At 63.3% G+C, this 24,147-nt stretch carries 23 protein-coding genes and 1 tRNA gene; 13 read left to right on the top strand and 11 right to left on the bottom strand.

Annotated features, from left to right (window positions below; all coding sequences use genetic code 11):
- From MK745_RS18200 to MK745_RS18210, 3 genes are all read left to right on the top strand, one after another.
- A partial coding sequence (locus MK745_RS18200) for a DUF4339 domain-containing protein (RefSeq protein ID WP_243614661.1) occupies window positions 1-166 on the top strand: 166 nt, incomplete at its 5' end.
- Window positions 167-263: 97 nt separating this feature from the next.
- The gene (locus MK745_RS18205; RefSeq protein WP_243614628.1) at window positions 264-1,370 is read left to right on the top strand and encodes a TFIIB-type zinc finger domain-containing protein; all 1,107 of its coding nucleotides are present in this window, start codon (window positions 264-266) and stop codon (window positions 1,368-1,370) included.
- 5 nt (window positions 1,371-1,375) lie between these two features.
- Complete coding sequence (locus tag MK745_RS18210; RefSeq protein WP_243614629.1) at window positions 1,376-2,047, top strand: nitroreductase; 672 nt, start codon at window positions 1,376-1,378, stop codon at window positions 2,045-2,047.
- Between the two features lie 124 nt (window positions 2,048-2,171).
- Here the strand turns inward: MK745_RS18210 and MK745_RS18215 are convergent, their stop codons facing one another.
- Both MK745_RS18215 and MK745_RS18220 read right to left on the bottom strand, forming a co-directional pair.
- Entirely contained in the window at window positions 2,172-3,236 is a 1,065-nt protein-coding gene (locus MK745_RS18215) for a DUF2235 domain-containing protein (protein ID WP_243614630.1), read from the bottom strand.
- A gap of 75 nt (window positions 3,237-3,311) precedes the next feature.
- On the bottom strand, window positions 3,312-4,442 hold the full coding sequence (locus MK745_RS18220; RefSeq protein WP_243614631.1) for an alanine racemase: 1,131 nt from the start codon (window positions 4,440-4,442) through the stop codon (window positions 3,312-3,314).
- Window positions 4,443-4,550: 108 nt separating this feature from the next.
- On the opposite strand from MK745_RS18220, the gene MK745_RS18225 reads away from it, so the two are divergent.
- Window positions 4,551-4,988: an Lrp/AsnC family transcriptional regulator gene (locus tag MK745_RS18225; protein WP_243614632.1), complete on the top strand. Its 438-nt coding sequence runs from the start codon at window positions 4,551-4,553 to the stop codon at window positions 4,986-4,988.
- A 6-nt stretch (window positions 4,989-4,994) separates the two neighbouring features.
- Here the strand turns inward: MK745_RS18225 and MK745_RS18230 are convergent, their stop codons facing one another.
- Complete coding sequence (locus MK745_RS18230) at window positions 4,995-5,924, bottom strand: zinc transporter ZntB (protein WP_243614633.1); 930 nt, start codon at window positions 5,922-5,924, stop codon at window positions 4,995-4,997.
- Window positions 5,925-6,054: 130 nt separating this feature from the next.
- Between MK745_RS18230 and MK745_RS18235 the strand changes: the two genes are divergently transcribed.
- The 3 genes from MK745_RS18235 to MK745_RS18245 all read left to right on the top strand — a co-directional run bounded on the left by MK745_RS18235 (window position 6,055) and on the right by MK745_RS18245 (window position 10,880).
- Window positions 6,055-9,192 carry a valine--tRNA ligase gene (locus tag MK745_RS18235; protein WP_243614634.1) on the top strand — a complete coding sequence of 1,046 codons (3,138 nt, stop codon included), beginning with the start codon at window positions 6,055-6,057 and terminating at the stop codon, window positions 9,190-9,192.
- A 160-nt stretch (window positions 9,193-9,352) separates the two neighbouring features.
- On the top strand, window positions 9,353-10,540 hold the full coding sequence (locus tag MK745_RS18240; RefSeq protein WP_243614635.1) for an MFS transporter: 1,188 nt from the start codon (window positions 9,353-9,355) through the stop codon (window positions 10,538-10,540).
- A 13-nt stretch (window positions 10,541-10,553) separates the two neighbouring features.
- Window positions 10,554-10,880, top strand: a complete 327-nt coding sequence (locus MK745_RS18245; RefSeq protein WP_243614636.1) for a DnaJ family domain-containing protein — start codon at window positions 10,554-10,556, stop codon at window positions 10,878-10,880.
- 158 nt (window positions 10,881-11,038) lie between these two features.
- On the opposite strand, the gene MK745_RS18250 is transcribed toward MK745_RS18245, so the two are convergent.
- The gene (locus MK745_RS18250) at window positions 11,039-11,830 is read right to left on the bottom strand and encodes a crotonase/enoyl-CoA hydratase family protein (RefSeq protein ID WP_243614637.1); all 792 of its coding nucleotides are present in this window, start codon (window positions 11,828-11,830) and stop codon (window positions 11,039-11,041) included.
- Between the two features lie 128 nt (window positions 11,831-11,958).
- On the opposite strand from MK745_RS18250, the gene MK745_RS18255 reads away from it, so the two are divergent.
- A complete protein-coding gene (locus MK745_RS18255) occupies window positions 11,959-13,062 on the top strand; it encodes a pyridoxal phosphate-dependent aminotransferase (RefSeq protein WP_243614638.1) in 1,104 nt (367 codons plus the stop codon).
- A 55-nt stretch (window positions 13,063-13,117) separates the two neighbouring features.
- Here the strand turns inward: MK745_RS18255 and MK745_RS18260 are convergent, their stop codons facing one another.
- Window positions 13,118-14,314 (bottom strand): pyridoxal-phosphate-dependent aminotransferase family protein, encoded by a 1,197-nt coding sequence (locus MK745_RS18260; RefSeq protein ID WP_243614639.1) that lies wholly within the window; start codon window positions 14,312-14,314, stop codon window positions 13,118-13,120.
- 291 nt (window positions 14,315-14,605) lie between these two features.
- On the opposite strand from MK745_RS18260, the gene MK745_RS18265 reads away from it, so the two are divergent.
- The gene (locus tag MK745_RS18265) at window positions 14,606-16,435 is read left to right on the top strand and encodes an ABC transporter ATP-binding protein (RefSeq protein WP_243614662.1); all 1,830 of its coding nucleotides are present in this window, start codon (window positions 14,606-14,608) and stop codon (window positions 16,433-16,435) included.
- Between the two features lie 6 nt (window positions 16,436-16,441).
- Here the strand turns inward: MK745_RS18265 and MK745_RS18270 are convergent, their stop codons facing one another.
- A complete protein-coding gene (locus tag MK745_RS18270; RefSeq protein ID WP_243614640.1) occupies window positions 16,442-17,128 on the bottom strand; it encodes a TIGR04283 family arsenosugar biosynthesis glycosyltransferase in 687 nt (228 codons plus the stop codon).
- 71 nt (window positions 17,129-17,199) lie between these two features.
- On the opposite strand from MK745_RS18270, the gene MK745_RS18275 reads away from it, so the two are divergent.
- A complete protein-coding gene (locus MK745_RS18275) occupies window positions 17,200-17,940 on the top strand; it encodes a YgfZ/GcvT domain-containing protein (RefSeq protein WP_243614641.1) in 741 nt (246 codons plus the stop codon).
- A 64-nt stretch (window positions 17,941-18,004) separates the two neighbouring features.
- Here MK745_RS18275 and efp read toward each other — a convergent pair whose 3' ends face one another.
- Window positions 18,005-18,568, bottom strand: coding sequence for an elongation factor P (gene efp, locus MK745_RS18280; protein ID WP_243614642.1), 564 nt, complete (start codon window positions 18,566-18,568; stop codon window positions 18,005-18,007).
- A gap of 217 nt (window positions 18,569-18,785) precedes the next feature.
- Here efp and MK745_RS18285 point away from each other — a divergent pair, with 217 nt between their 5' ends.
- On the top strand, window positions 18,786-19,106 hold the full coding sequence (locus MK745_RS18285; RefSeq protein ID WP_243614643.1) for a DUF6280 family protein: 321 nt from the start codon (window positions 18,786-18,788) through the stop codon (window positions 19,104-19,106).
- Window positions 19,107-19,198: 92 nt separating this feature from the next.
- Complete coding sequence (locus MK745_RS18290; RefSeq protein ID WP_243614644.1) at window positions 19,199-20,065, top strand: DMT family transporter; 867 nt, start codon at window positions 19,199-19,201, stop codon at window positions 20,063-20,065.
- 7 nt (window positions 20,066-20,072) lie between these two features.
- Here MK745_RS18290 and MK745_RS18295 read toward each other — a convergent pair whose 3' ends face one another.
- The 3 genes from MK745_RS18295 to MK745_RS18305 form a co-directional block, all read right to left on the bottom strand.
- Complete coding sequence (locus MK745_RS18295) at window positions 20,073-21,002, bottom strand: hypothetical protein (protein ID WP_243614645.1); 930 nt, start codon at window positions 21,000-21,002, stop codon at window positions 20,073-20,075.
- Window positions 21,003-21,077: 75 nt separating this feature from the next.
- Window positions 21,078-22,499, bottom strand: a complete 1,422-nt coding sequence (locus MK745_RS18300; protein ID WP_243614646.1) for a TolC family outer membrane protein — start codon at window positions 22,497-22,499, stop codon at window positions 21,078-21,080.
- A 48-nt stretch (window positions 22,500-22,547) separates the two neighbouring features.
- Window positions 22,548-23,201: a protein-L-isoaspartate O-methyltransferase family protein gene (locus MK745_RS18305; protein WP_243614647.1), complete on the bottom strand. Its 654-nt coding sequence runs from the start codon at window positions 23,199-23,201 to the stop codon at window positions 22,548-22,550.
- A gap of 142 nt (window positions 23,202-23,343) precedes the next feature.
- On the opposite strand from MK745_RS18305, the gene MK745_RS18310 reads away from it, so the two are divergent.
- Window positions 23,344-23,417, top strand: a tRNA-Cys gene (locus MK745_RS18310).
- Between the two features lie 106 nt (window positions 23,418-23,523).
- Here MK745_RS18310 and MK745_RS18315 read toward each other — a convergent pair.
- Entirely contained in the window at window positions 23,524-24,135 is a 612-nt protein-coding gene (locus MK745_RS18315; RefSeq protein WP_243614648.1) for a TetR/AcrR family transcriptional regulator, read from the bottom strand.
- Between the last annotated feature and the right edge of the window lie 12 nt (window positions 24,136-24,147).

A 24,147-nucleotide genomic window follows, 5' to 3' on the forward strand; every position in this document is an offset into this window, starting at 1 on the left:
AGGTCCGTTTTCCAAGGCTGCGATGGGCCGTATGGCGACCGAAGGGAAGCTCACCCGCGAAACCCATGTCTGGACCCCCGGTCAGGACGGCTGGATGCGCGCCGAGGACGTGGCCGAACTGGCCCAGCTCTTCACCATCCTCCCGCCACCCCCGCCGGGTGCCTAAACTGTAAGACCCCGCAAGGGGCACACCGCCCCTTGCACATCTGCCCCGACTGGCTTCATCTTTGCGAAAACACTCCCGCCGGAGGCATGAAATCCCGATGTCCGACATCCCACCGCCGCCCCCCACGCCCGAGGAAACGCATCGCTTTCCTTGCGATCAATGTGGCGCCGACTACCGCTTCGACCCCGACAAAGGCACCCTGACCTGTGACCATTGCGGCCACACCATCGCGATGCAGGACGAAGGGGAGCGCATCCGCGAGCTGGACTTCCGCGCCGCCCTCAACGATCAGCTCCCGGCGCAGGAGATCGAGGAAACCCGCACCGCCTCCTGCCCCAATTGCGGCGCCTCGGTGGAATTCGACCCCGCAACCCACGCTGTTGAATGCCCCTTCTGCGCCACGCCCGTCGTCGCCGACACCGGCGCCAATCGCCATATCAAACCCCGCGCCGTGCTGCCCTTTTCCTGGAGCGAACGCGCCGCCCATAACGCCATGAATGACTGGCTCGGCCGCCTCTGGTTCGCCCCGAGTGGCCTTAAGGACTATGCCCGCAAGGGCCGTCGGATGCAGGGCATCTATACCCCCTACTGGACCTATGACGCCGATACCAAATCCTCCTACTCCGGCCAGCGCGGCACGATCTACTACGTGACCCGCACCGTCATGGTCGATGGCAAGCCGCAACAACGCCAAGTGCAGAAAATCCGCTGGACCCCGGTCTCGGGCCGCACCGCGCGGTTCTTCGATGATGTGCTCGTCCTCGCCTCGCGCGCCCTGCCCAAACGCTATACCGACGCGCTACAGCCTTGGGATCTCTCGCATCTGATCCCCTATAGCCCCGAATACCTCGCCGGTTTTCGCGCCGAGGCCTATACCGTGCCGCTCGACGAAGGCTACGGTGAGGCCCGCGCCATCATGGACCGCACCATCGAACGCGACGTGCGCTTTGACATCGGCGGCGACCGGCAACAGGTGCACCGCATCGACACCACAGTCTCCGACGTGACCTTCAAACACATCCTACTGCCGGTCTGGCTCGCCGCTTATAAATACCGCGGCAAGACCTACCGCTTTGTCGTCAACGGTCAAACCGGCCGCGTGCAGGGCGAGCGCCCCTGGTCGGCATGGAAGATCGCCTTCGCCATGATCCTTGGCGCGCTTGTCGCCGCCGGGCTCGGCTATATCATCGCCCAGAACCAATAAGTGACATGACCCAACACCAAGCCCTGCAAGACCTGCTCGCCGCGCGCCACTCCTGTCGCGCCTTCCGCGCCGATCCGGTGCCCCGCGACGTGATTGACACCATCCTGCGCGACGCGGGCCGCGTGCCGTCTTGGTGCAATGCCCAGCCGTGGAACGTGCACCTGACTTCCGGCGCGGCGACCGACGCCTTCCGCGCGGTGATGCTCAAGGCCTTCGATACCGAACGCCCCGCCCCCGATTTCCCCTTCCCCGACGGCTACACTGGCGCGCGCAAGGAGCGCCGCCAGACCTGTGGCATGCAACTCTACGAAGCGGTCGGGATCGGGCGCGGCGACAAACAGGCCCGCGTGGCCCAGATGCGCGAGAATTACGCCTTCTTCGGCGCACCGCACGTCGCCCTCATCACCACGGCAACCGAACTTGGCCCCTATGGCGCGCTCGATTGCGGCGGCTTCATCACCGCCTTCTGCCTCTCGGCCGAAGCCCAAGGGATCGCCACCGTGCCGCAGGCCGCCATCGCCTTTTACGCCGAGACCGTGCGCGCCCATTTCGCCATCCCGGAAGAAGAACGCATCCTCGCCGCGATCTCCTTTGGCTACGAAGACCGCGACCACCCCGCCAACGCCTTCCGCACCGCGCGCGCCGCACTGCCTGAATTCACCACATTCCACGACTAAAGCGCTTCAACGTCTCCTTGAGGCACAAAGAGAAGGCGAAACGCTTTAGGAAAAGGGCGCGCGCCCGGCTTCTTCTCTGGTGAAATACTCCCGCCGGAGGCTTGAAATCTTCGGCGCTGCCGGATCACTCCGCGAAACGCACCGTTTCTGCGCGGGACGGGTCGAGTGCGGCAGCCGCAGTTGCATGGACATGCTCCGACGGGTCAAGCCCGACGCTCCGCTTGCGCCGGAACAGGAAGAGCTTGCCCCAGCCCTGCCACGTGCCCACCGAGGGTGCGGTCGGGTCACAGGGAAACCGGCTGCGCCAGTTCTCAGGCAAGGGCAGACCACAGCTCTCTGCCTTCTCAAGCATCCACACCAGCGGGATATTGGCGAGCGGGCGCGCCGCCTCCATACCGCCGAGCTGTCCACCGACATCGCCATGCGTGCCACGAAACCAGACCTGCTCGGCATGGCCCGGCCAGTCCGCGCGGCTTTTCCAAAGCACCGGGGCAAAGACCTCGCGTGTCTCATCAAGGCCAAGCGCGTGGAACCCGTGCAACACGCTCGGGCCAAGGGCATGGCTGTGAAAGGCGTGGCGCTCCTCTGTGAGCCGCCACAGAAGCGGCAAACGCAGGCCCAGCGCCTTGACCGTGTCCCAGACGCCGACCATCTCGATCGCCACGGCGTCATGGCAATAATGGGCTGCAAAGGCGCGCGCCGCATCGCCCTCTGGATTGCCCTCGTAGAGCCGGTAGGCCTGGCGCACATTGCGCTCGGTGGCGCAGCCTGCCCGCAAAAGGCCCACCCGGTCGATGATCCCGGCAAGCGAACGCACCGCAAAGGCACCGCGCGAATAGCCCATGAGGAAAACCCGGTCGCCCGGCCTGTAGCGCGAGGCGAGGAACCCATAGGCGCGCCGGATCTGTCCGTTGAGGCCGCGCCCCATCATCACATCAAGCGTTGTGCGCCAGTTGGCCCATTGCACCCCCGCCTCATAGTAGATCGACACCGCACCGCCCATCTCCTGCAATAGGCGATAGGTCAGACCAGCGTTGGTTTCATGACCGGGATCAAGCGTCGACATGGTGCCGTCAAGGATGATGACATGGGTCTGTGGCCCACGGCGCGGCGAGGCCGGACTGTGTTCGGTGCGCAATGCCTTGCCGAACCATCCAAGAACCCGTTTGCCAAACGCCCTAAGTGCCATCCGCCCGTCTCCTTCGCGGGACTGCCCCTCGTTTCAATATAAGAACGCCGCACTGGGCAGGACAAGGGACGCGCCTTAGCTGCCCGTGACCGTCACAAGATCGTGACGCCCATAGCCGTTGAACCCGGTGGAGATCGCCGCCGTGTAGGCCCCCATGCCCGACACCATGAGGTAGTCGCCCTCGGCCATGTCGTCGGGAAGGGCCAGCGGCTCGGGAAGCCGGTCAAGCGAGTCACAGGTCGGCCCAAAGACAACCCGCGCCCGGCCCTTGCCCCGGCGCCGCGTCCCGTCCGGTCCCATCACCGCAATCCGTCCCGGTGCGCCGATATCGCGCCATTCCGCGAGCGCGCCATAGATACCATCGTTCAGGAACACCGCCCCCTCCCGGCGCAGTGCCTTGACGCGGAACACCGCCGTGAAAGCCTCGGACACCATCGCCCGTCCCGGCTCGCAAACAAGTGCCGGGCGGTCGGTGCCAAACGCTGCCATCGCGCCCTTGATCCGGTCGAAAATCGCCTCAAGATCCGGCGCGACCCCGCCGCGATGCGCCGCAAACCCGCCGCCCACGTTGAGCCGGCGCAAGCGCGCGCCCGCCCGCGCCGCCACCTCCGCCGCCGCCTCGACATACACCGCCCAGGCCTCTGGGTCGGCGCATTGCGTGCCGGGGTGAAAGGTGAGCGAGACCGCGAACCCCATCGCCTCTGCCTCTTGCAAAAGCGCCACCGCGGCCTCTGGGTCGGCACCGAACTTCTCGCCAAAATCATAGGCCGCGCCCTTCACGGGCAGGCGCAGGCGCACGGCAATCTCCGTGTCTGCGCGCGGCACCTCTGCGAGCTTGGCGAGTTCCTGCGGACAATCCACAGACCAGCTCGCGATGCCGTGCTGCACCCCTGCGGCGATCTCGTCGCTCGAACGCACCGGGTTGTGATAATGCAGCACCGCATCGCCCATCACGTCACGCACCCGTGACATTTCGGCGGGCGAGGCCACGTCAAACGCCTCGATCCCTGCCGCCGCCAGATTGGCAAGCACCGCCGGATCGTCATTGGCCTTGACCGCATAGGTCACAAGCCCCTCAAACCCTTCAAGAAAACGCCGCGCAGTGGCTTGCAATACGTCCGGTGCAAAGCACAAGACGGGCCGGTCAGGGCGGTTGCGAATGACATAGGTTTCTGGGCTCGGCCAAAAGGCCTGATCGCTGCGCATCGGTTTACCTCAATCCTGTTTCCTTAAAGCGTGAAGCGAATTTCGGTCGATTTCACGTGTCATTTCCGCTAAATTGCAGGAAACTTTCGGCAGATTGACACATCAGACATGCAAATCGACGACACAGACCACGCCCTTCTCGCGCTGCTATCGGAAAACGCCCGGATGCCGATCGCCATGCTCGCCCGCCGCCTTGGCCTTGCGCGCACCACGGTGCAGGCGCGGCTCGACCGGCTCGAGGCAAGCGGCGCCATCGCGGGCTATACCCTGCGCCTCGGCGATGTGGCCCGCCCGCGCATCCGCGCCACGGCGCTTCTGTCCATCGAACTTCGAAGCGGCCCCTCGGTTCTGCAAAAGCTCAAGACCCTCCCGGCTGTGGAAACCGTGCATACCTCTTCGGGTCGTGTCGATCTGGTCGTGGAACTGGCTGCCGAAAGCACGGCGGAACTTGACGAAACCCTTGATCGCATTGGAGAAACCCGCGGCGTGAGGAGTTCCGAAAGCCTCATCCACCTGGCGACGAAACTCGACCGCCGCCGCGCCTGAGCGGGCCTAGTCCCGCCGCCGCCCGATCAACCCGATCCACCAAAATGCCCAAATCTGCCCGACGCTGACCACGACAAGAAGCGCACAAACCGCCCAAAAGGCCCAAGGCGTCTCGGTTCCCGGTATCCCCGCGACATTGATCCCCAAAAGCCCGGTGATAAGGCCTAGCGGCAGGAACAGCGCCGCCGCCACCGAAAGCACCATCATCTGCCGGTTCATCCGCTCGGCCCGCGCGTCCATGATCTGCTCTTGGACAAGCTGCGCCCGGTCGCGGATCGCGTCCAATTCCTCGCCAATCCGCGTCACCCGCTCTGTTGCCTCGCGCAGGCGGAGCCGGTCATGCGGCCTGATCCATGTGGCATCCTCGATCTCAAAGGTGCTGAGCGCATCGCGCTGGGGAAAGAAATACCGACGAAGCTGCACCGCGCGACGGCGCAATTGCGAAAGCTCGGCGCGCGTCACCTGCCCGCTACCGTCCTCCATCTCGTCCTCGAGACCGTCAATCGCCTCGTTGAGATCGGCCACCACCGGTTCGGCCCGATCTGCAAGCCGCAAGGCAATCCGCGCCACAAGCTCTGCCGGGCCATCGGGCGGCACCCGCTCAAGCCCCTCGCGCACATCGCCAAGCGCCCGAAGCCGTCGCAACTGCGCCGAGATCACGCCCGCGCTGGTAACCCAAAGTCGAAGCGACACCATATCCTCCGGCTCCGCGCCGGGGTTGAGATTCACACCCCGCAGGTTGACCAGCAACCCATCCCCGTGGGCCGCGCATCTTGGCCGTGTTTCCGGCGCCGTCAAAGCCGCGAAAACCAGTGGATCAAGCCCCTCTGCCGCAAGCGCCGCCTCTGCGCCCGCTTCGGCAAGGTCATAGTGCCGCCAAGAATACCCTGCGCGCCCCTCAACCGGTCCGCTTTCCCATGTGGTCACTGCTGTCATGGCGTTTCTCCTTGCTGTGACCTTCCGGCGAAGCGGCGCGAAGGTCAAGAAAATCGCCCCCCCACCTTTCCCTTGCGCGCCCCATTCGCTAAGGGTTTGCCAACTCGTGGATCAAGCAGGATCAAGACACATGGCGATGGAAAAAACCTTCAACGCAGCCGAAGCCGAGGGCCGCCTCTACGCGGCTTGGGAAAAGGCGGGCTGTTTCACGGCGGGCGCGAATGCCAAGCCCGGCGCAAGCACCTATTGCATCATGATCCCGCCCCCGAACGTCACCGGCGTTCTGCATATGGGCCACGCCTTCAACAACACGCTTCAGGACATCCTGATGCGCTGGAAGCGGATGCAGGGCTACGACACGCTCTGGCAGCCCGGCACCGACCACGCCGGCATCGCGACGCAAATGGTTGTCGAACGCAAGCTGGCGCAGGATCAACAGCCCTCCCGCACCGAGTTGGGACGCGAGAAATTCCTCGAGAAGGTCTGGGAATGGAAAGAGCAATCCGGCGGCACCATCGTCAATCAGCTCAAGCGCCTCGGCGCTTCCTGTGACTGGGACCGCACCGCCTTTACCATGTCCGGCGCGCCGGGTGCGCCCGAGTCCGAGAGCCACGGCAATTTCCACGATGCCGTGCTCAAGGTCTTCGAGGACATGTATAACAAGGGCCTGATCTATCGCGGCAAACGCCTCGTGAACTGGGATCCCCATTTTGAAACCGCCATCTCCGATCTCGAGGTTGAGAATATCGAGGTCGCGGGCCACATGTGGCACTTCAAATACCCGCTCGCGGGCGGCGCGACCTATACCTATGTCGAGAAAGACGAGGACGGCAATGTCCTGCTCGAGGAAGAGCGCGATTACATCTCCATCGCCACAACCCGCCCCGAGACGATGCTCGGCGATGGCGCGGTCGCGGTGCACCCGTCGGACGAACGTTACGCACCCATCGTCGGCAAGCTCTGCGAGATTCCGGTCGGCCCCAAGGAACACCGCCGCCTGATCCCGATCATCACCGACGAATATCCCGACCCCGATTTCGGCTCTGGCGCGGTGAAGATCACCGGCGCACATGACTTCAACGACTATCAGGTCGCGCGCCGTGGCGGCATCCCGATGTATCGCCTGATGGACATGAAGGGCCACATGCGCGCCGACGGTGCGCCCTACGCCGAAGAGGCCGAGAAGGCCCAAAACTATGCCAAGGGCGCGAGCTTTACCGAGAACGAGGTCGACGCGATCAACCTCGTCCCCGAAGACATCCGCGGCCTTGACCGTTTCGAAGCCCGCAAGATCGTGGTCGAGCAGATCACCTCCGAAGGCCTCGCCGTGATGATCCCCGGCGAGCCGGACGATTCCGACGGCAAAGTCTGCTTCGATGGCGGCATGGTGCCGCTCGTCGAAAGCAAACCGATCATGCAGCCATTCGGCGACCGCTCCAAGGTCGTCATCGAACCGATGCTGACCGACCAATGGTTCGTCGATGCCGAAAAGGTTGTCGGCCCGGCGCTCGACGCCGTGCGCGATGGCCGGGTAAAGATCCTGCCGGAATCGGGTGAGAAAACCTATTATCACTGGCTCGAGAACATCGAACCCTGGTGCATCTCCCGCCAGCTCTGGTGGGGCCACCAGATCCCGGTCTGGTACGGTTTCGACCTCTCCGCCGAAGGCTTCTCGGATGATGAAGGCGACGGCGCGCTCGATCTCGTGGAAATGGGCCGCCTGCTCTCCGAGCAATCCCTCCTGCGCGGCGACGAACGCCACCACTGCGCGCATGATTTCGACGCGGTGAAAACGCAATTCGCCGACGTGCTCGCAGGCCTGCCGACTCCCCTCAACCACGCCACCGTGGTCGAGGTCGAAGACCGCGCCGCCGCGCGCCACGCGCTGGCCGAAAGCCTCGCCGCCTACGAGACGACCCAAGACCCGACCAAGCTCGTCTATCCCGTCTGGCGTGACCCGGACGTGCTCGACACCTGGTTCTCCTCCGGCCTTTGGCCCATCGGCACGCTCGGCTGGCCCGAAGAGACCGAGGAGCTGGCGAAATACTTCCCGACCTCGACCCTCATCACCGGTCAGGACATCCTGTTCTTCTGGGTCGCCCGGATGATGATGATGCAACTCGCCGTCACCGACGAAATCCCCTTCGACACCGTCTATCTCCACGGCCTCGTGCGCGACGCCAAGGGCAAGAAGATGTCCAAGTCGACAGGCAACGTCATCGACCCGCTCGAGATCATCGACGAATACGGCGCCGACGCTCTGCGCTTCACCAATGCCGCCATGGCCTCGCTCGGCGGCGTGCTGAAACTCGACATGCAACGCATCGCAGGCTACCGCAACTTCGGCACCAAGATCTGGAACGCCGTGCGCTTTGCCGAAATGAACGAGGTCTATGTCGGCGGCGCCCCCACCTCCGATATTCCCGTCGCCACCGCCACGGTGAACCGTTGGATCATCGGCGAGACCGCTAAGGTTCGCGAAACGGTGGATGAAGCCTTTGACACCTTCCGCTTCAACGATGCCGCCCTCGGCCTCTATGCCTTTGTCTGGGGCAAGGTCTGCGACTGGTACGTGGAATTCGCCAAGCCCCTCCTCAACTCCGAGGATGACGCAACCAAGGCCGAAACCCGCAACACCATGGGCTGGGTTCTCGATCAGTGCCTCATCATGCTGCACCCGATCATGCCTTTCATCACCGAGGAACTCTGGGACGTCACCGCCAAGCGCGATGGCATGCTCGTCCATGCCGACTGGCCGACCTATAACGCCGCCGATCTCGTCGACGCCCATGCCGACCGCGAGATGAACTGGGTCATTTCCGTGATCGAGAACGTCCGCTCGGCGCGCTCGCAGATGCACGTGCCCGCCGGTCTCAAGATCCCCATGCTCGTCAGCGAACTTGACGAGGCAGGCAAGGCCGCATGGGCACGCAATGAGACCCTCATCAAAAAGATCGCCCGTATCGACAGCCTGACCGACGTCACCGACTTCCCCAAAGGCACCATTACCGTGACCGTCGATGGCGGCACCTTCGGCCTGCCGCTGGCGGATATCATCGACATCGACGCCGAAAAGGCCCGTCTCGAGAAAACCCTCGGCAAGCTCGCCAAGGAACTCGGCGGTCTGCGCGGTCGCCTCAATAATCCGAAGTTCGTCGAATCCGCCCCTGACGAGGTGGTCGAGGAAGCGCGCGAGAACCTCGCCGCCCGCGAAGAGGAAGAGGCCCGCATCCGTTCGGCACTCGACCGTCTCGCAGAACTGGACTGATCGGCCCAAGACATGACATCGCCCCGCCTGACCTCCCGGTCGCGCGGGGCTTTGCTATTTCGGGCCTTCTCAACAGCCCGCAATATCGTTAACATGACAACCAATCACGCCCGCCGCCGCCAACCGTGATCTCCTCCAACCCAACCTCGCGGGGCATATGATGACCAAATCCACGCTCGACCGGCCCGATGGTGTTCTCTTTCTCGGCGGCATCACCGCCCTGACCGCGATCTCCATCGATATCGTTCTCCCCGCGACCGCCGTCGTCGCGCGTGATTTCGGCGTGGACGAGGCGCTCGGCGCGCTGCTCGTCGGGGCCTATTTCCTCGCCTTCGCCGTGGGTCAGCTGTTCTGGGGCCTGTTCTCCGATGCTTTTGGCCGTCGCCGCGCTCTGATCCTGTCGCTCTCGGGCTTCACGCTGGTGACGTTCGCCTGCGCCATGGCCCCGACCTTCGAGAGTCTGATCGCCCTTCGCGCGCTTCAGGGCCTCATGGGCGGCACCCCCGTCATCGCCCGCGCCATGGTGCGCGACGAGCTGACAGGCAACGAAGCCGCCCGCCTCCTCGCCGTGCTCATGGCCATCGTGACCATCGCCACGCTGATCGCCCCGGTGCTTGGCTCCGGCCTGCTCGTTCTCTTTGAATGGCGCGCGATCTTCTGGGCGCTCGGCTGTCTCTCGACCCTCTTCCTCGCCTATGCGCTCTTCGTGCTGCGCGAGACCTCCGGCACACGCCGCCCCGACCGCTTCTCTTTCCGTTTCGTCTCCACCGCCTCGCAGAGGCTCTTTGCCCTGCGCGCCTTCCGGGTGCCGATGTTCATGGGAAGCCTCGCCTTCGCAGGCTATTCCGCCATGCTTTCGGTCGGCGCGGTGCTGACCGAAACCGTCTATGCCGTCTCGCCTCAGGCCTTCGGCTCTCTCTTCGCGCTGGCAGCCCTCGCCAACACGATCGGCGCACTGACGATCCGCGCCTTGCTCGGCCGCATCGCCGTCGCCCGCGTCAACGCGCTCGCCGTGGGGCTGATGGCGCTGGCGACGCTCTTTGCCGGGCTGGTGACGACCCTGACGCCGGGCCTGCCGCTGTTCTGGGCCGCAGTCTGTCTCTACGTGATGGGCTTCGGCATGCTCTTGCCCACCTCCGTCGCCCTCGCCATGGAACCGGCGGGCGAATACCCCGGCTTTGCCGCCTCCCTCATGGGCTCGATGCAGATGGCCTTTGGCGCGGGCGGCGCGGCGCTGGCCACCGTCCTCTTTGACGGGAGCCATACTGCGATCCCGCTGACCATGACCATCTTCGGCACCCTCACCTGCCTGACCTTCCTTTTCGGTCGCAAGGCGATGCAGGGCTGATAAACTAGACCCCATGTTGGCCGGATTGCGAAGACTCATCGAACGCCAGATTCTCAAGGCCGAAGCCGAAGGAACGCTGCGCGATTTGCAAGGCGAGGGCAAACCCCTCCCCGACCGGCATGCCTTTGAAGACCCCGCAATCGCCGCCGGGCACCGCATCATGGCCGAGGCCGGCGTGGTGCCGCGCGAATTTGCCTTGAAGGAAGACCTCGAAGAGGCCCGCCGCGCCTATACCGCCTGCACCGACCCTGAGACCCGCAAATTCCTCATGGCCAAGATTGCCGATCTTGAAATGCGCTACGAAATGGAACGCGACGCCTACCGCAAGTTTCTGCGTTAACCGGGCCGCTGCGTTAACCCATCGCCACAGATGCTATACCGACGCAATACCGACGTGATACCGACGTTGGATGTGCCTTTAAGAATCTTCCTCTTGCCGGAAATATCCCGGGGTGAATTGGCCGCCAATCGGCGGCCAAGAGGGGCTGGCCCCTGCCCCTATTTGAACACAGGCGCCCGCTTCTGCATATTGGCCATCACGACCTCCATCTGGTCCGGCTTGCCAATCAAATTCGCCTGCTCCCGGCTCTCTTCAAGAAGCACGGCATCGGGGTCGCTCATGTTGGTTTCCGCAAAGGAAATCAACCGCTTGGCCGCTCGCATCGCCGAAGGGCTCTTGCCCGCGATCTCGGTGGCAATCTCCATCGCCCGCGCTTCCGGATCGTCGGCAATCTCGGTCACAAGACCCCAGGCCTCGGCCTGCTCAGCCGCGACCAACTCATTGGTATAGGTCAGTTTTCTGAGCACATCCGAGCGCAAGAGCTTGGGCAGGATCACCATCCCCCCCATATCCGGCACCAAGCCCCATTTCATCTCCATCACCGACATCCGCGTATCCCGCCCCGCAACCCGAATGTCCGCGCCAATCGCGATCTGCAAACCGCCGCCGATACACACGCCCTTGAGCGCTGCGATGACCGGCACAGGGATCTTCTGCCAAACAAGGCAAACCTCTTGAAAACGATTGGTATTTCCATGCTCCCGCGGCATCAGAACCTCCGCCGGATCCTGCTGCGCCAGTGCCCCGAAACTCGCCACATCAAGCCCCGCGCAGAACGCCTCGCCCTCGCCCTGAAGGACCACGGCGCGTATGTCCTCCCGCCCGATAAGGCTCTGTCCCACCTCGATAATTCCATCAATCATCGCGGCATCAAGCGCGTTCATCTTGTCGCCCCGCGTAAGGGTGACGCGGGCAATGTGGGTCTCGATCTCAAGCGATACGCGGGACATGGGGCTTCCTCCTGGCTGGTTGCCGCAAGACTGCCCCAGCCCGGCGCGCAAAATCCACGGAAATCTACTGTGACGTGAGGGCAGAGCGCGTCTTGCCTTTGTCCGGCTCTTGCGCCACCTTCCCGCCCATGACTGAACCACGCTATACCCCGCTTGTCGCCAGCCTGCCCTCCACCGTGCCCTTCGTCGGCCCCGAAGTGCAGGAACGCATGCGTGGCGCGCCCTTCAACGCCCGCCTCGGCGCCAATGAAAACGTCTTTGGCCCCTCACCCAAAGCCATCGAGGCCATGTGCGCTGAAGCGCGGGAGATCTGGAAATACCCCGACGCAAGCAGCCACGAACTGCGCCATGCGCTTGCCGATCATCACGGGGTCGCCCCGGAAAATATCCTTGTCGGAGAAGGCATTGACGGGCTTCTGGGCTATCTCGTGCGGCTTCTGGTCGGTTCGGGCGACGCGGTGGTGACCTCCGATGGTGCCTACCCGACCTTCAACTACCACGTGGCAGGCTATGGTGGTGTGCTGCACAAGGTGCCTTACCGCGACGACCACGAAGACCTCCCCGCGCTGATTGCCAAAGCGGCCGAAGTGGATGCCAAACTGGTCTATTTCGCCAACCCCGATAATCCCATGGCCTCCTGGACCGCTGGCGAGACTATCCTCGCTGCGCTTGATACGCTGCCCGAGGGCACGCTGCTTCTTCTCGATGAGGCCTATATCGACTTTGCCCCCGAAGGCACCGCGCCCGAGATCGACATCGAAGATCCGCGCGTCATCCGGATGCGCACCTTTTCAAAGGCTTACGGCATGGCCGGGGCACGCGTGGGCTATGCGATGGGCGCCCGCGACTTGATCAAATCCTTCGATAAAATCCGCAACCATTTCGGCATGAACCGCGCCGCACAGGCTGGTGCGCGCGCCGCACTGGCAGATCAGGCCTATCTCGAGACAACTCTCGCCCGCGTCGCCAAAGCGCGTGAGGACATCACCCGCATCGCCGCCGAGAACGGCTTGTCCGCGCTGCCGTCAGCGACGAACTTCGTCGCCGTCGATTGCGGGCGCGATGCAGACTACGCCAAGGCCGTGCTCGAAGGATTGGTCGCGCGCGGTGTGTTCGTGCGCATGCCCTTTGTCGCGCCGCAAAACCGCTGCATCCGAATTTCCTGCGGCCGTCCTCAGGACATCGCCTGCCTTGCCGAAGAACTGCCCAAGGTGCTTGCCGATCTCGGATAGGTGGGATCGCGGACGAAAGGGCCCGCCCCGCTCAACGCCCGGCCCTTTCCCGCCTTTACCCTTTCGCGATGACCTCGGCGGCGGCGTCGATCCCGCCGGGGCCGAAGGGCACACCGATCGCCGTCATCCCTGCCTGCACCGAAGCAAGCATGCCGAGAACCATATGCGCATTCACATGGCCCATATGGCCAAAGCGAAAGAACCCGTCGCCCTTGGGGTCGTCCTCTGTCGACATGCCAAGCCCGATGCCAAGCGTCACCCCTGCCTCGTGCTCGGTCCAGCGCCGAAGCGCCGTGCCATGCGGTGCGCCAATGCGAAGCGAGGTGACGGCATGGCTCCGCTTGCCGCGCTCGGCCACGTTGAGGCGGATCGGACCGCCCTGCCCCCATGCCTCAACCGCGGCCCAGATCGCCTCGGCCAAGGTGGCATGACGGGCATAGACCGCCTCCAGCCCCTCTTCGTGGATCATGTCGAGCGCAGCCCGCAGGCCAAAAAGGTGATGCGTCGGTGCCGTGCCACAGAAGAACTGATAGAAGAAATCCGGGTTGGCCCGATGGGTCCAATCCCAATACCGGCTCACCCGTGGCATGGCGCGGCGCACATCTGCCGCCTTGTCGTTGAAGAATACGAACCCAAGCCCCGGCGGCACCATCAGTCCTTTCTGGCTTGCCGCGACCATCACATCGACGCCCCAGGCATCCATCTCGAACCGGTCACACCCGAGCGAGGCAATGCAATCCGCCATAAGAAGCGCGGGATGTCCCGCCGTATCAAGCGCCTTGCGCAGTCCGCGCATATCGGTGCGGATCGAAGAGGACGTATCCACATGGACGCCAAGCACCGCCTTGATCTTGTGCCGCTTATCGGCGGCTAGAACGTCGGCGACGCGCGCCATGTCCATGCCGTCCTGCACGCCAAAATCGATCACCTCGACCTCGGCCCCGATCCCTTCTGCCATCTCGGCCCAGCCATAGCCAAACCGCCCCGTGGCCGGAACAAGGACCTTGTCGCCCGGCGCAACGACATTCGAAAGCGCCGCCTCCCAAGCACCATGGCCATTGCCAATGTAGATCGTCGCATTGTGCTCGGTTCCTGCGATCGCCTTGAGATCCGGCACGATCCCATGCGTCATCTCGACAAGGTCGCCTTCGTAGATATTGGGCGAGGAACGGTGCATCGCACGCAGAACCCGCTCCGGGGTGACAGACGGGCCGGGAATGGCAAGGTAAGGGCGGCCATTGGCAAGGGACATACGCGTTACTCCTTTGGAACGGCGTGACATTGGAACCGTCCTGTCAGAAGGTCAATCTCCCTCCTGCTCTTGCCCGTGCGGCAGCGGGTCTTGCCCTGCGCCTGCCATTGCAGTAGGCAACCCCGGCAGTCGGGTCGGGCTGGACAGACGCCTCGCCCCGCGCCAAAGTCGCCGGACGGCCTGACGCCGCCGCCATGTCCGACAAGGGGACCAGCCACCGTGAGCAAGACTGTGAACGAGACTGCGAGCGAGAGTGACAAGACCCCGCCGCAACAGCCCCCCAAGGGGCTCATGCGCTGGCTCTGGCGGAACTTCCTGCGCAAATACACCGGCCTCTTGTTGATCGCCCTCGTTTTCATGAGCATCGAAGGCTCCATGCTCGGCGCGCTGAGCTATATGATGAAGCCGATGTTCGACAATGTCTTTGCCGCCGGAAGCGCGGCGGCGCTCTGGACTGTTGGCCTCACAATCCTCGCGATCTTCATCACCCGCGGCGTCTCGGGTATGATCCAGAAGGTCACCCTGACCTATATCGCGCAGAATACCGCCGCCGATGTGCGCACCACGATGCTTGACCGCATCATGCGCCAGGACAGCACCTTTCATCAGACCCACCCCCCCGGCTACCTGATCCAACGGGTTCAGACTGACGTGCAGTCGATCAACGCCGTCTGGTCCGCAATCATCACCGGCGCGGGCCGCGATACGATCTCTCTCATCGCCCTCATGGGGGTTGCGGTGAGTGTCGACTGGCGCTGGACCCTCGTCGCCCTGATCGGCACGCCGGTCCTTGTCCTGCCCTCGGTGGTCGCGCAACGCTTTGTGCGCCGCTACGCGCGCAAAGCCCGCGATTTCGGCGCGCGTCTCGCCACCCGCCTCGACGAGGTTTTCCACGGCATCATCCCAGTCAAGCTCAACCGCCTCGAAGACTACCAGTCCTCGCAGTTCCGCGACCTCACCGGGCAATATGTCCGCTCTGAAATCCGCGTCATCTTCGGCTCGGCAACGATCACCGCTCTGGTGGACGTGATGGCCGGCCTCGGCTTCCTTGCTGTGCTGATCTATGGCGGGGGAGAGATCATTGCCGGGGAAAAGACCGTCGGTCAGTTCATGTCCTTCTTCACCGCCATCGGCTTTGCCTTCGAACCGCTGCGCCGCCTCGGCGGCATCTCCGGCATGTGGCAGGTCGCGGCCTCGGGCATCGAACGCATCAAGGAGTTGATTGAGGCCGAACCGAGCCTCAAATCGCCTTCGAAACCCGTTCCTGCCCCCATCGGCGTGCCGGAAATCCGGCTTGAGAACGTGCACCTCTCCTACGGCGAGACCAAAGTGCTCGACGGGGCAAGCTTTACCGCCGAAGCAGGCAAGACAACGGCCATCGTCGGCGCGTCCGGCGCCGGCAAATCCACCGTGTTCAATGTCCTGACCCGGCTTGTCGATCCACAGGACGGCAAAGCCTTGATCGGTGGTGTGCCTGCCGGGGCGATGACCATTCCCGACCTGCGCGACATGTTCTCCGTGGTGTCGCAAGAGGCGCTTCTCTTTGACGAAACCCTGCGCGAGAATATCCTCCTCGGCCAAAGCAAGGTGCCAGACGCGCGGCTCCAAAAGGTGCTGAAAGCGGCCCATGTCGCCGACTTCCTGCCCAAGCTCTCCGATGGCCTCGAGACAGAGGTCGGTCCGCGCGGCACAAACCTGTCCGGCGGCCAGCGACAGCGCGTGGTGATCGCCCGCGCGCTCCTGCGCAACACGCCCATCCTGCTTTTGGACGAGGCCACCTCCGCCCTCGACGCGCAATCCGAAACCGTGGTGCAAGAGGCGCTCGACCGGCTTTCCAAAGGCCGCACGACACTTGTTATCGCGCACCGACTTTCGACCGTGCGCGAAGCCGACAAGATCGTGGTCATGGACAAGGGCCGCGTCGTCGATCAAGGCACGCATGATGAATTGCTTGCCCGCGACGGCATCTATGCCGAACTCTACAAGCTACAGTTCAACACCGATGGTCTGACCGCCGAAGAACGCGCCATTCAGGGACAGATCGCGCCGCCCAAACGCACGCCCGCGAAACCGCGCCAGTCCGTGATCGGCCGCCTTCTCGCACGCCTGCCGCGCCTCTGACCCCGCCTAGCGTCGATACCCCTCGACGAGCCGCTCCGGCCCAGTGCCGCCCAAGTACCGCAGCAATGTCCAAAGGTTGCGCAGGCCGCGCCGCAACCAGCCTTGTCGCTGATACTTCTCCGCACTGGTCACGGCCTTCGCATCAAGCACAACGAGGGTCTGCCGCCCGATCGCCCGAACAATCGCCACATCCTCCATAAGGGGGATATCGGCGTAACCACCAAGCGCCTCATACATCTCGCGGCGGATCAAGAGACCCTGATCCCCATAAGGAAGCCCGAGAAACCGCGCCCGGATATTGGCCCAGCCCGCAACCCAACGCGCCGCAGGCCCTCCATCGTCAAACGCGAGCCGGAAATACCCCGCGTGGCCCGGCTGCGCGCCGATATGCGCCGCCACGGCCTCGGTCCAGCCCTCCTGCAACACGCTGTCGGCATGAACCACAAGAAGCCACTCTGCCCGCGCCACCGCACAGCCTGCGCGCAACTGCCCGCCGCGCGACGCCTCCGCCTCGAGAACCTCGGCGCCGACCTCCCGCGCGATTTCGACCGTGGCATCGGTTGATCCGCCGTCGACCACGATCAACTCCCGCACCAGCCCTGCCTGCACGCCCTCAAAGAGCGCGCCAAGGCTGGGCCCAAGATGCCGTTCGGCGTTGAGTGTCGGGATCACGATGCTAAGCGGTGCACGCATTTCATGTCTTCCCCTGTTGCAAGACCGCATCCTCCCTATATGAAATGGGACGGAAAACAACAGGACAGACCATGGCACGTAGCGTCTTTGAAATCACCGGCACAGATACCGAGCACTTCTTGCAAGGTCTCGTGACAAATGATGTCTCCGGCCTGTCCGAGACCCTCGTCTATACCGCCATGCTGACACCGCAGGGCAAATACCTTGCCGATTTCTTCCTCGCTCGGCGCGGTGATGCGGTCCTCCTCGACGTGGACGCAGAGCTTGCCCCCGCCCTGCTCGCGCGGCTCAACATGTACAAACTGCGCGCCGATGTGGCGATTGCCGAGACCGACCTGCACCTGCATCGCGGCACCGGTCCCGCGCCCGAGGACGCCATGGCCGATCCGCGTCACGACGCCCTTGGCTGGCGCGCCTATTGCGACGCACCGCAAGAAGAAGATACAACAGACTGGGATGCCCTGCGCGTCGCCCATTGCATCCCGGAAACAGGCGTCGAGCTAACCCCCGACACCTTCATCCTCGAGGCCGGGTTCGAACGCTTGCACGGGGTCGATTTCCGCAAGGGCTGTTTCGTCGGCCAAGAAGTCACCGCGCGCATGAAACACAAGACAGAGCTGCGCAAGGGCCTTACCACCGTGACGCTCACCGGCCCCGCCCCCGCGCCCGGAACACCGATCGAGAAAGATGGCCGCGCCGTCGGCACCCTCTTTACCGCCTCGAACGGCAAGGCTCTGGCCCATCTGCGCTTTGACCGCGCAGGTGAGGAGATGCAGGCCGGGGACGCCACCGTGTCTTGGACCGCGACCTAATCCGCCCCAAACAAAAAAGGCCCGCCGAAACGGCAGGCCTTTTCAACACTCTATCCAAACGCGTTTAGGCGCGCTCAGCGTATTCCATCGTTTCGGTGTTCACGACGATATCCTCGTCCTGACCGACAAACGGCGGCACCATCACGCGCACGCCATTGTCGAGCACAGCCGGCTTGAACGAGTTCGCTGCCGTCTGGCCTTTGACCACCGGCTCGGTCTCGACGATCTTGCAGGTGACTTTCTGCGGCAGGGAGGCGTTCAGCGCCTCGTTCTCATAGAACTCCACGACAATGGTCATCCCGTCCTGCAGGAACGGACGACGCTCGCCGAGGAGGTCCGCCATCACCTGCACCTGGTCATAGGTCTCCGTATCCATGAAGATGAGCATCCCGTCATCCTCGTAGAGGAACTGCATGTCCTTCTGTTCGAGGCGCACGCGCTCGACCTTGTCGGCGCTGCGGAAACGCTCGTTGAGCTTGGAACCGTTGCGCAGGTTCTTCATTTCGACCTGTGCAAAGGCGCCGCCCTTGCCGGGCTTGACGTGGTCGACCTTCACCGCGGCCCAAAGCCCATCATTGTGCTCGAGGACGTTTCCGGGGCGAATTTCGTTACCGTTGATCTTGGGCATGTGGCAAAACCATGACTGATTGGTTGATAAAAACTTGCGCGCACCTATATCTGGCCGGTGAACGGGAGGCAAGCCGCCGGATTTCGTGCTGCATTTGCAGAAAGATATGCAAAAAACGCATACAAGCTATGCAATTCAAGGCTATCCGAATCGCCCAGACTAGGCCATAAGGGGCGTCACGCCGAAAAGACAAGAGCAATAATCAAAGGACGACGAGATGCGAGATTTCGTTGATGGAACGGCTTTCAATAACGAACAGGGCAACCGCGCGCGCAAGCTTTTCGCTGCTGTCGTGTTGGCTGCGCTGGACGATGCTATTGCCGACGACAAGAAATATGGCAACGGCCCCGAACAGATCGCCCGCTGGGCGCGTTCGCGCGATGGGCGCGAAGTTCTGAGCTGTGCCGGGATCGACCCGAACGAACGTGTTGTTCAAGGACTCATGGAGTTCGTGGGCAAAGGTGTCCGCACCTCTGTCGCGCTGTCGCGCGAAGAAAGCGAACGCCGCAATGCCGCGCAGCAGGCCGAAGCCGCCTAAGACTGACGCGACATCTTATGAAGAACGGCGCGCCCCTTTCAGGCGCGCTTTTCTTTTGCCCGCCTGAGGGCGAACGGACCGGGTAAGTCAACATGCAAGAGACCCTGCGCGGAAGCCTCTGGATGGTGGTCGCGATGGCCGGTTTCGCCATCGAGGACAGCCTCATCAAACAGGCCAGCACCGGCCTGCCGGTCGGCGAGATCATGGCCATTTTCGGCTTTGGTGGCTGGTTTGGCTTTCTGTTGCTGACATGGCGGCGGGGCCAGCGTGCGCTGGTGCCCGAAATCCTGCATCCAACCCTCCTGTTGCGTGCGGCGACCGAGATTTTCGGGCGTCTTTTCTTCACCCTGTCGCTTGCCTACAGCACGCTCGCCGCAACCTCCGCCATCCTTCAGGCCACGCCGCTTGCCGTGACCCTCGGGGCGGCGGTGTTCTTTGGCGAACGGGTCGATTGGCGCCGTTGGTCTGCGATTCTGGTCGGCTTTTTCGGGGTGCTTCTGATCCTGCGCCCCCTGCCCCAGAGCTTTGATCCCGCAAGCCTTCTGGCGCTGTTTGGGATGCTCGGTTTTGCCGGGCGCGATCTCGCGACGCGCGCCGCACCGCCGCGTCTGTCGCACCTGCAGCTTGGGGTCTACGGGTTCTTCGTCCTGATCCCCACCGGGCTTGGCCTGATGCTCTGGGAAGGCGGCGCCGTCCTGCCCTCGCCGCAACAAAGCGGCTGGCTTCTCGCGACGATCCTTGTCGGCATCGGCGCCTATTACGCCCTGACCTCCGCCATGCGCCTCGGCGCGGTGTCGGTCGTCGCACCTTTCCGCTATTCAAGGCTACTCTTTGCCCTGATCCTTGCGGTGCTCTTGTTCGGGGAACGCCCCGACACGCTGACGCTGATCGGGGCGGGGATCGTCGTGGCAAGCGGGCTATTCATGCTGCGCGAAACGCGCCAGACCGCCCCAGCCTGAACGTATCCTAGTCCAGTTCGTGCGCGGCAAGCGCCCGGTGAATCTCGCGCCGGACGAGCTTGCGCACGTTGCGCGTGATCCGCTCGCCAAGGGCGCCCTGCAATTCCTGGCGCACGATATCGGCCACCATGTCACGCAACACCGCCTCGTCGAGCATCATCGCATCCTCGCCCGCAAGATCGCCAAAAGCGTCTTCCGGCTGCAACTCTGCCTCGATCTGGCCCGGCAAGCTATCGCGCAGCTCTGCTTCAACGCGGCTGGCCAATCCGGCGAGGTCTTCTTCCGGGGCGGCGTCTGTCTCGAGCGAAACGTCTTCTACCGTCTCCTCGGTCTCCGCATCCTCATAGGTCTGCGTGCGCACAACCCGGCTTGGCGCCGCCTCGGCGGCCTCGTCGGCATCCTCGTCTTGCCATTCAAGCGGCTCGACATCGGTGCCGGCATAGTCGCTGTCGCCCGGCTCATCAGGTTCGTATGTCGGATCTTCTGCGGGCGTCGCATCGCCCATCTTGTCCCAATGCACGATGCGCGAGTCGATCTCCCGTGCGCGCTCGAGCGTCACGCCTTCCATCGGGTCATAGCCCGGCTCGGAGAAGCTCTCGACGGTCTCGGCGACACGCTCTTCCGCATCGTCTTCGCCCGTCTGCTCTGCCTCAACAGCGAGAGGCTCGACCCCCATATCAAGACGCGCGTCTTCGTCCTCTTCCGGGATCGGGTCGGTCTCGGAAACGGGATTTTCCGCCACCCGCAGGGCCGGCGTGAGCACAAGACGCTCCGGCGCAGGTTCAGCGGCGCTTTCGCGCTCTGCCATCACCTTTGGCTCAGGAGTCACAACTTGCGCCGCAGCCCCCTGTTTCGGGGTCCGGTCATTTTCCGATATCAGCCGCCGGATGGACGACAGGACATCTTCGATTTCCACGTTGGTCACGGGATCAGACATGGATCTACCCCACCTTCACATTGGCCAAAAGTGTAGCCGCTGCCCCCGCGCCAGACAACAGATAGTAAAAATTCTTCACTCTTTCCCAATCGCCTTCAGCACCTTGTCGAGCTGCTGGCCACGCTTGGAGCGATTGATCGGCGCCGTTTTGACCAGGTTGTAATAGGCTTCCGGGTCATAGCGCTCGACCTTGAGGTTAAGGTTCTCTGCCGTCAAAAGCCCCATCGAAGACAGGACCGAATAGGCGGCCGTGACTTCCGATGCCCGCGCGGTGATGCGGTTCGATTCGGCATCAAGCAGGTCTTGCTCTGCGATCAGCACATCAAGCGTCGTGCGCGAGCCGAGCTTGGCTTCTTCGCGCACCCCGTCAAAGGCGATGCGCGCGGCTTCGATCTGCTGCGCACTGGCGCGAAGCTGCGCCTGCGCCGAGGCAAAACCGGACCACGCACTGCCCGCCTGCTGTTGGATCGTCAAACGCGTGGCATGAAGACGGCCCCGTTGGGCATCACGATTGGCCATCGACTGACGCAGTAGCGCCGAAAGCTGACCACCGCGATAGATCGGCTGTTCAAGGCCAAGCGAGACCGCGCCCCCTTGCGAGAAATACTGGTCATTGTCGAGATCACGCGTGATCCCGTAAGAGCCTTGCAGCTTGACCGTCGGGCCCATCGCGGCACGCGCGCGATCAACCCCGTACTCCGCCGCCTGAATGGCATGCTGCACGGCGGTCAGATCGGGATGGCTGCGCACGGCAATGGCACGCACCTCGTCGATCCGGGCCGGCACTTTCGGCAGGCCTCGCGGCGCACGCAGCGATCCAGGCTGATGCCCGACAGACGCCGCATATTGTTCCTTCGAGGCCATCAGATTGCCCTGCGCGACGGCAAGGTTCGCCCGCCCACCAGCAAGCTGTGCCTCGGCAAGCGCCACGTCGGTGCGCGTCACTTCCCCCACCTCGAACCGATCTTTCGCTGCCTGCAATTCCCGCGCCACAAGGCGCAAGTTGTTGCGGCGCAGCTCGACGATCTGAGCATCGCGGACCACGTTCATATAGGCCTGTACCGTGCCAAGAAGCACCTGCTGCTCGATCGAGATCAACTGCTGGCGCGTCGCCAGAACAGTCTCTTTCGCCGCTGCAACGGCAAGTCTCGAGGCGCCCCCATCATACACAAGCAGGCTCGCGCTCAACCCGATATTGGCCTCGGTCGCCGAATTATGCGCCGTCACCCCCCCGGTGGTCGCAGAAGCGAACTTGCTGAAAGAGCGCTCCACCTTGGCGGTCCAACCGATGATGGGGCGCAACGACGAGAGCGCCACCGCCACATCTTCGTCCGCTGCACGTAGCAGAGCCCGGTTTTGAATCAGGAGACCGCTATGCTCATACGCGCTCGCGAGTGCATCCGCCAAACTCTCCGCCGTCGCCTGCACCGGCATCATCGCCAGCACCGAAAGCGCGACCGCACCGGCACGCAGTTTCATCACAATACCCAGAGCCATATGCTCCCCCGATTCCATTTTGCGCACCCGGCTTGGGCTGCGAACTGTTTACAACGTAAAGGCGTGGTGTTTTTCAAACCCCGGCAAAACCGGCGCACCCGCGTTGAACGCAAACCGCCAATGGACCTCGCCGTCGATCTTGTAGCCGATCCGCACGATCCCAAGCGCGCCTTCCTGAAACACACAGGCAATCCGCCCGCCGTCTTTGAGCTGGTCGAGAATCGCTTCCGGCATGGTTTCGACACCACCCTCGACGAGTATTACGTCGTAAGGTCCGTGTTCCGGCGCACCTGCACTCAATTCACCTTCGTGCATCACGACATTGTCCGCACCATGCTCCGAAAGCGCCGTCTGCGCCTCCGAGATCCGGCTTGCGTCATCCTCAAGCGCTATCACGGCCTCGGCCATCCGTGCCATCACCGCCGCGCCATAGCCAAGCCCTGCGCCAATATCCAAGACCAGCTCATCACCGCGAATATCAAGGAAATCCAACATCTTGGCGAGCGTGCGCGGCTCAAGAACGACGCGCCCCGCATCCAAGGACACATGCGCGCCCACATAGGCCATGTCACGGCGCTCCCGTGGCACGAAGGCCTCGCGCGGCACCGCGAGCATTGCATCGATAACCGGGAACTTGGTGACGTCCGACGGGCGGACCTGCGTATCAACCATGGTGGTGCGGAGTGTCTTGTAATCAGCCATGCGTTTATCGCCCTTCAGACTCATGTTGCGAAAGGTTTGCCACATCTACCGACCGGCGGCAACGTCCCGCCCCGCGGTTTCGCATCACATCCCTCTTGCAGCGCACAAAGAGATCAGATATTGCCCACCCCACCACACGGCTGGCGAGTTGGCGGAGTGGTGACGCAGCGGATTGCAAATCCGTGTACACCGGTTCGATTCCGGTACTCGCCTCCAGACTTCTCTCCCAAGACCACCTCGTATGCCGGAAGCGGCGGCCATAGGCGTTGTGGCTGCAAAGCCCGCTCTGCACGCACGCACGGCCGACGTAATCTGCTGGGTCTTAGAGGAAGCGGGACAAGACGCTTCGGAAGAGGTCTTTCATGTCCTCGAGGTTCCGGACGGCGTCGCCGCTTTGGCCTTGCATCACAAAGCGAAACACCCCGTCGAGGACCGCATAGTGGACAGGCGCGTGTTCGGTTTCGCCATGCCCTGCCCGATCAAAGGCGAGGCGCACCACGTCGATCAGGTCTTCTTCGATCTCGGCCACGATGGGGCGAAAGGTGTCGTCGAACATCGCCTGAGTGCGGATGTCATACCAGAGCCGATGGCTCATCGTATCTTCGGCAAGCGAGGTCGCCAGCGCCCCGGCGAAGGCTTCAATGGCCTGCGCGCGTCCCTGCACCGGCTCAAGCGCTGCCCGGGCTCTGCCAACGAAGGCGTCCTTGTAAGTCGCCACGCAATGGATGATGAGGTCATACCGGTCATCGAAGTAATAATGCAGCATCCCAAGCGAAAGATCGCTTTTCTGGGCGATGTCGCGCAGTGACGTGTTGGCAAAGCCAAGCTCGACCAGCGCCCGCCGGGCGCTTTGCGTGATCTGACGCTTTTTGGCCTCCCGCCGCGCGTCTCTGCGTGCGAGTCGGCCCTTGAGCTTGTCTGGCAGTCTTTCCATCGCGCCGATGTG

It is taken from the genome of Shimia aestuarii, from assembly GCF_022814865.1.
GTDB lineage: Bacteria > Pseudomonadota > Alphaproteobacteria > Rhodobacterales > Rhodobacteraceae > Shimia > Shimia aestuarii_A.

What these genes read in the sequence shown, in the direction of transcription:
- MK745_RS18265 (WP_243614662.1), top strand. Translation starts at nt 14,606, where the DNA reads ATGCGCTGGCTCTGGCGGAACTTCCTGCGCAAATACACCGGCCTCTTG.
- MK745_RS18245 (WP_243614636.1), top strand. Translation starts at nt 10,554, where the DNA reads ATGTTGGCCGGATTGCGAAGACTCATCGAACGCCAGATTCTCAAGGCC.
- MK745_RS18215 (WP_243614630.1), bottom strand. Translation starts at nt 3,236, where the DNA reads ATGGCACTTAGGGCGTTTGGCAAACGGGTTCTTGGATGGTTCGGCAAG.
- MK745_RS18240 (WP_243614635.1), top strand. Translation starts at nt 9,353, where the DNA reads ATGACCAAATCCACGCTCGACCGGCCCGATGGTGTTCTCTTTCTCGGC.
- MK745_RS18210 (WP_243614629.1), top strand. Translation starts at nt 1,376, where the DNA reads ATGACCCAACACCAAGCCCTGCAAGACCTGCTCGCCGCGCGCCACTCC.
- MK745_RS18270 (WP_243614640.1), bottom strand. Translation starts at nt 17,128, where the DNA reads ATGCGTGCACCGCTTAGCATCGTGATCCCGACACTCAACGCCGAACGG.
- MK745_RS18235 (WP_243614634.1), top strand. Translation starts at nt 6,055, where the DNA reads ATGGCGATGGAAAAAACCTTCAACGCAGCCGAAGCCGAGGGCCGCCTC.
- MK745_RS18300 (WP_243614646.1), bottom strand. Translation starts at nt 22,499, where the DNA reads ATGGCTCTGGGTATTGTGATGAAACTGCGTGCCGGTGCGGTCGCGCTT.
- MK745_RS18275 (WP_243614641.1), top strand. Translation starts at nt 17,200, where the DNA reads ATGGCACGTAGCGTCTTTGAAATCACCGGCACAGATACCGAGCACTTC.
- MK745_RS18305 (WP_243614647.1), bottom strand. Translation starts at nt 23,201, where the DNA reads ATGGCTGATTACAAGACACTCCGCACCACCATGGTTGATACGCAGGTC.
- MK745_RS18295 (WP_243614645.1), bottom strand. Translation starts at nt 21,002, where the DNA reads ATGTCTGATCCCGTGACCAACGTGGAAATCGAAGATGTCCTGTCGTCC.
- MK745_RS18255 (WP_243614638.1), top strand. Translation starts at nt 11,959, where the DNA reads ATGACTGAACCACGCTATACCCCGCTTGTCGCCAGCCTGCCCTCCACC.
- MK745_RS18230 (WP_243614633.1), bottom strand. Translation starts at nt 5,924, where the DNA reads ATGACAGCAGTGACCACATGGGAAAGCGGACCGGTTGAGGGGCGCGCA.
- MK745_RS18285 (WP_243614643.1), top strand. Translation starts at nt 18,786, where the DNA reads ATGCGAGATTTCGTTGATGGAACGGCTTTCAATAACGAACAGGGCAAC.
- MK745_RS18315 (WP_243614648.1), bottom strand. Translation starts at nt 24,135, where the DNA reads ATGGAAAGACTGCCAGACAAGCTCAAGGGCCGACTCGCACGCAGAGAC.
- MK745_RS18220 (WP_243614631.1), bottom strand. Translation starts at nt 4,442, where the DNA reads ATGCGCAGCGATCAGGCCTTTTGGCCGAGCCCAGAAACCTATGTCATT.
- MK745_RS18290 (WP_243614644.1), top strand. Translation starts at nt 19,199, where the DNA reads ATGCAAGAGACCCTGCGCGGAAGCCTCTGGATGGTGGTCGCGATGGCC.
- MK745_RS18205 (WP_243614628.1), top strand. Translation starts at nt 264, where the DNA reads ATGTCCGACATCCCACCGCCGCCCCCCACGCCCGAGGAAACGCATCGC.
- MK745_RS18260 (WP_243614639.1), bottom strand. Translation starts at nt 14,314, where the DNA reads ATGTCCCTTGCCAATGGCCGCCCTTACCTTGCCATTCCCGGCCCGTCT.
- MK745_RS18250 (WP_243614637.1), bottom strand. Translation starts at nt 11,830, where the DNA reads ATGTCCCGCGTATCGCTTGAGATCGAGACCCACATTGCCCGCGTCACC.
- MK745_RS18225 (WP_243614632.1), top strand. Translation starts at nt 4,551, where the DNA reads ATGCAAATCGACGACACAGACCACGCCCTTCTCGCGCTGCTATCGGAA.
- efp (WP_243614642.1), bottom strand. Translation starts at nt 18,568, where the DNA reads ATGCCCAAGATCAACGGTAACGAAATTCGCCCCGGAAACGTCCTCGAG.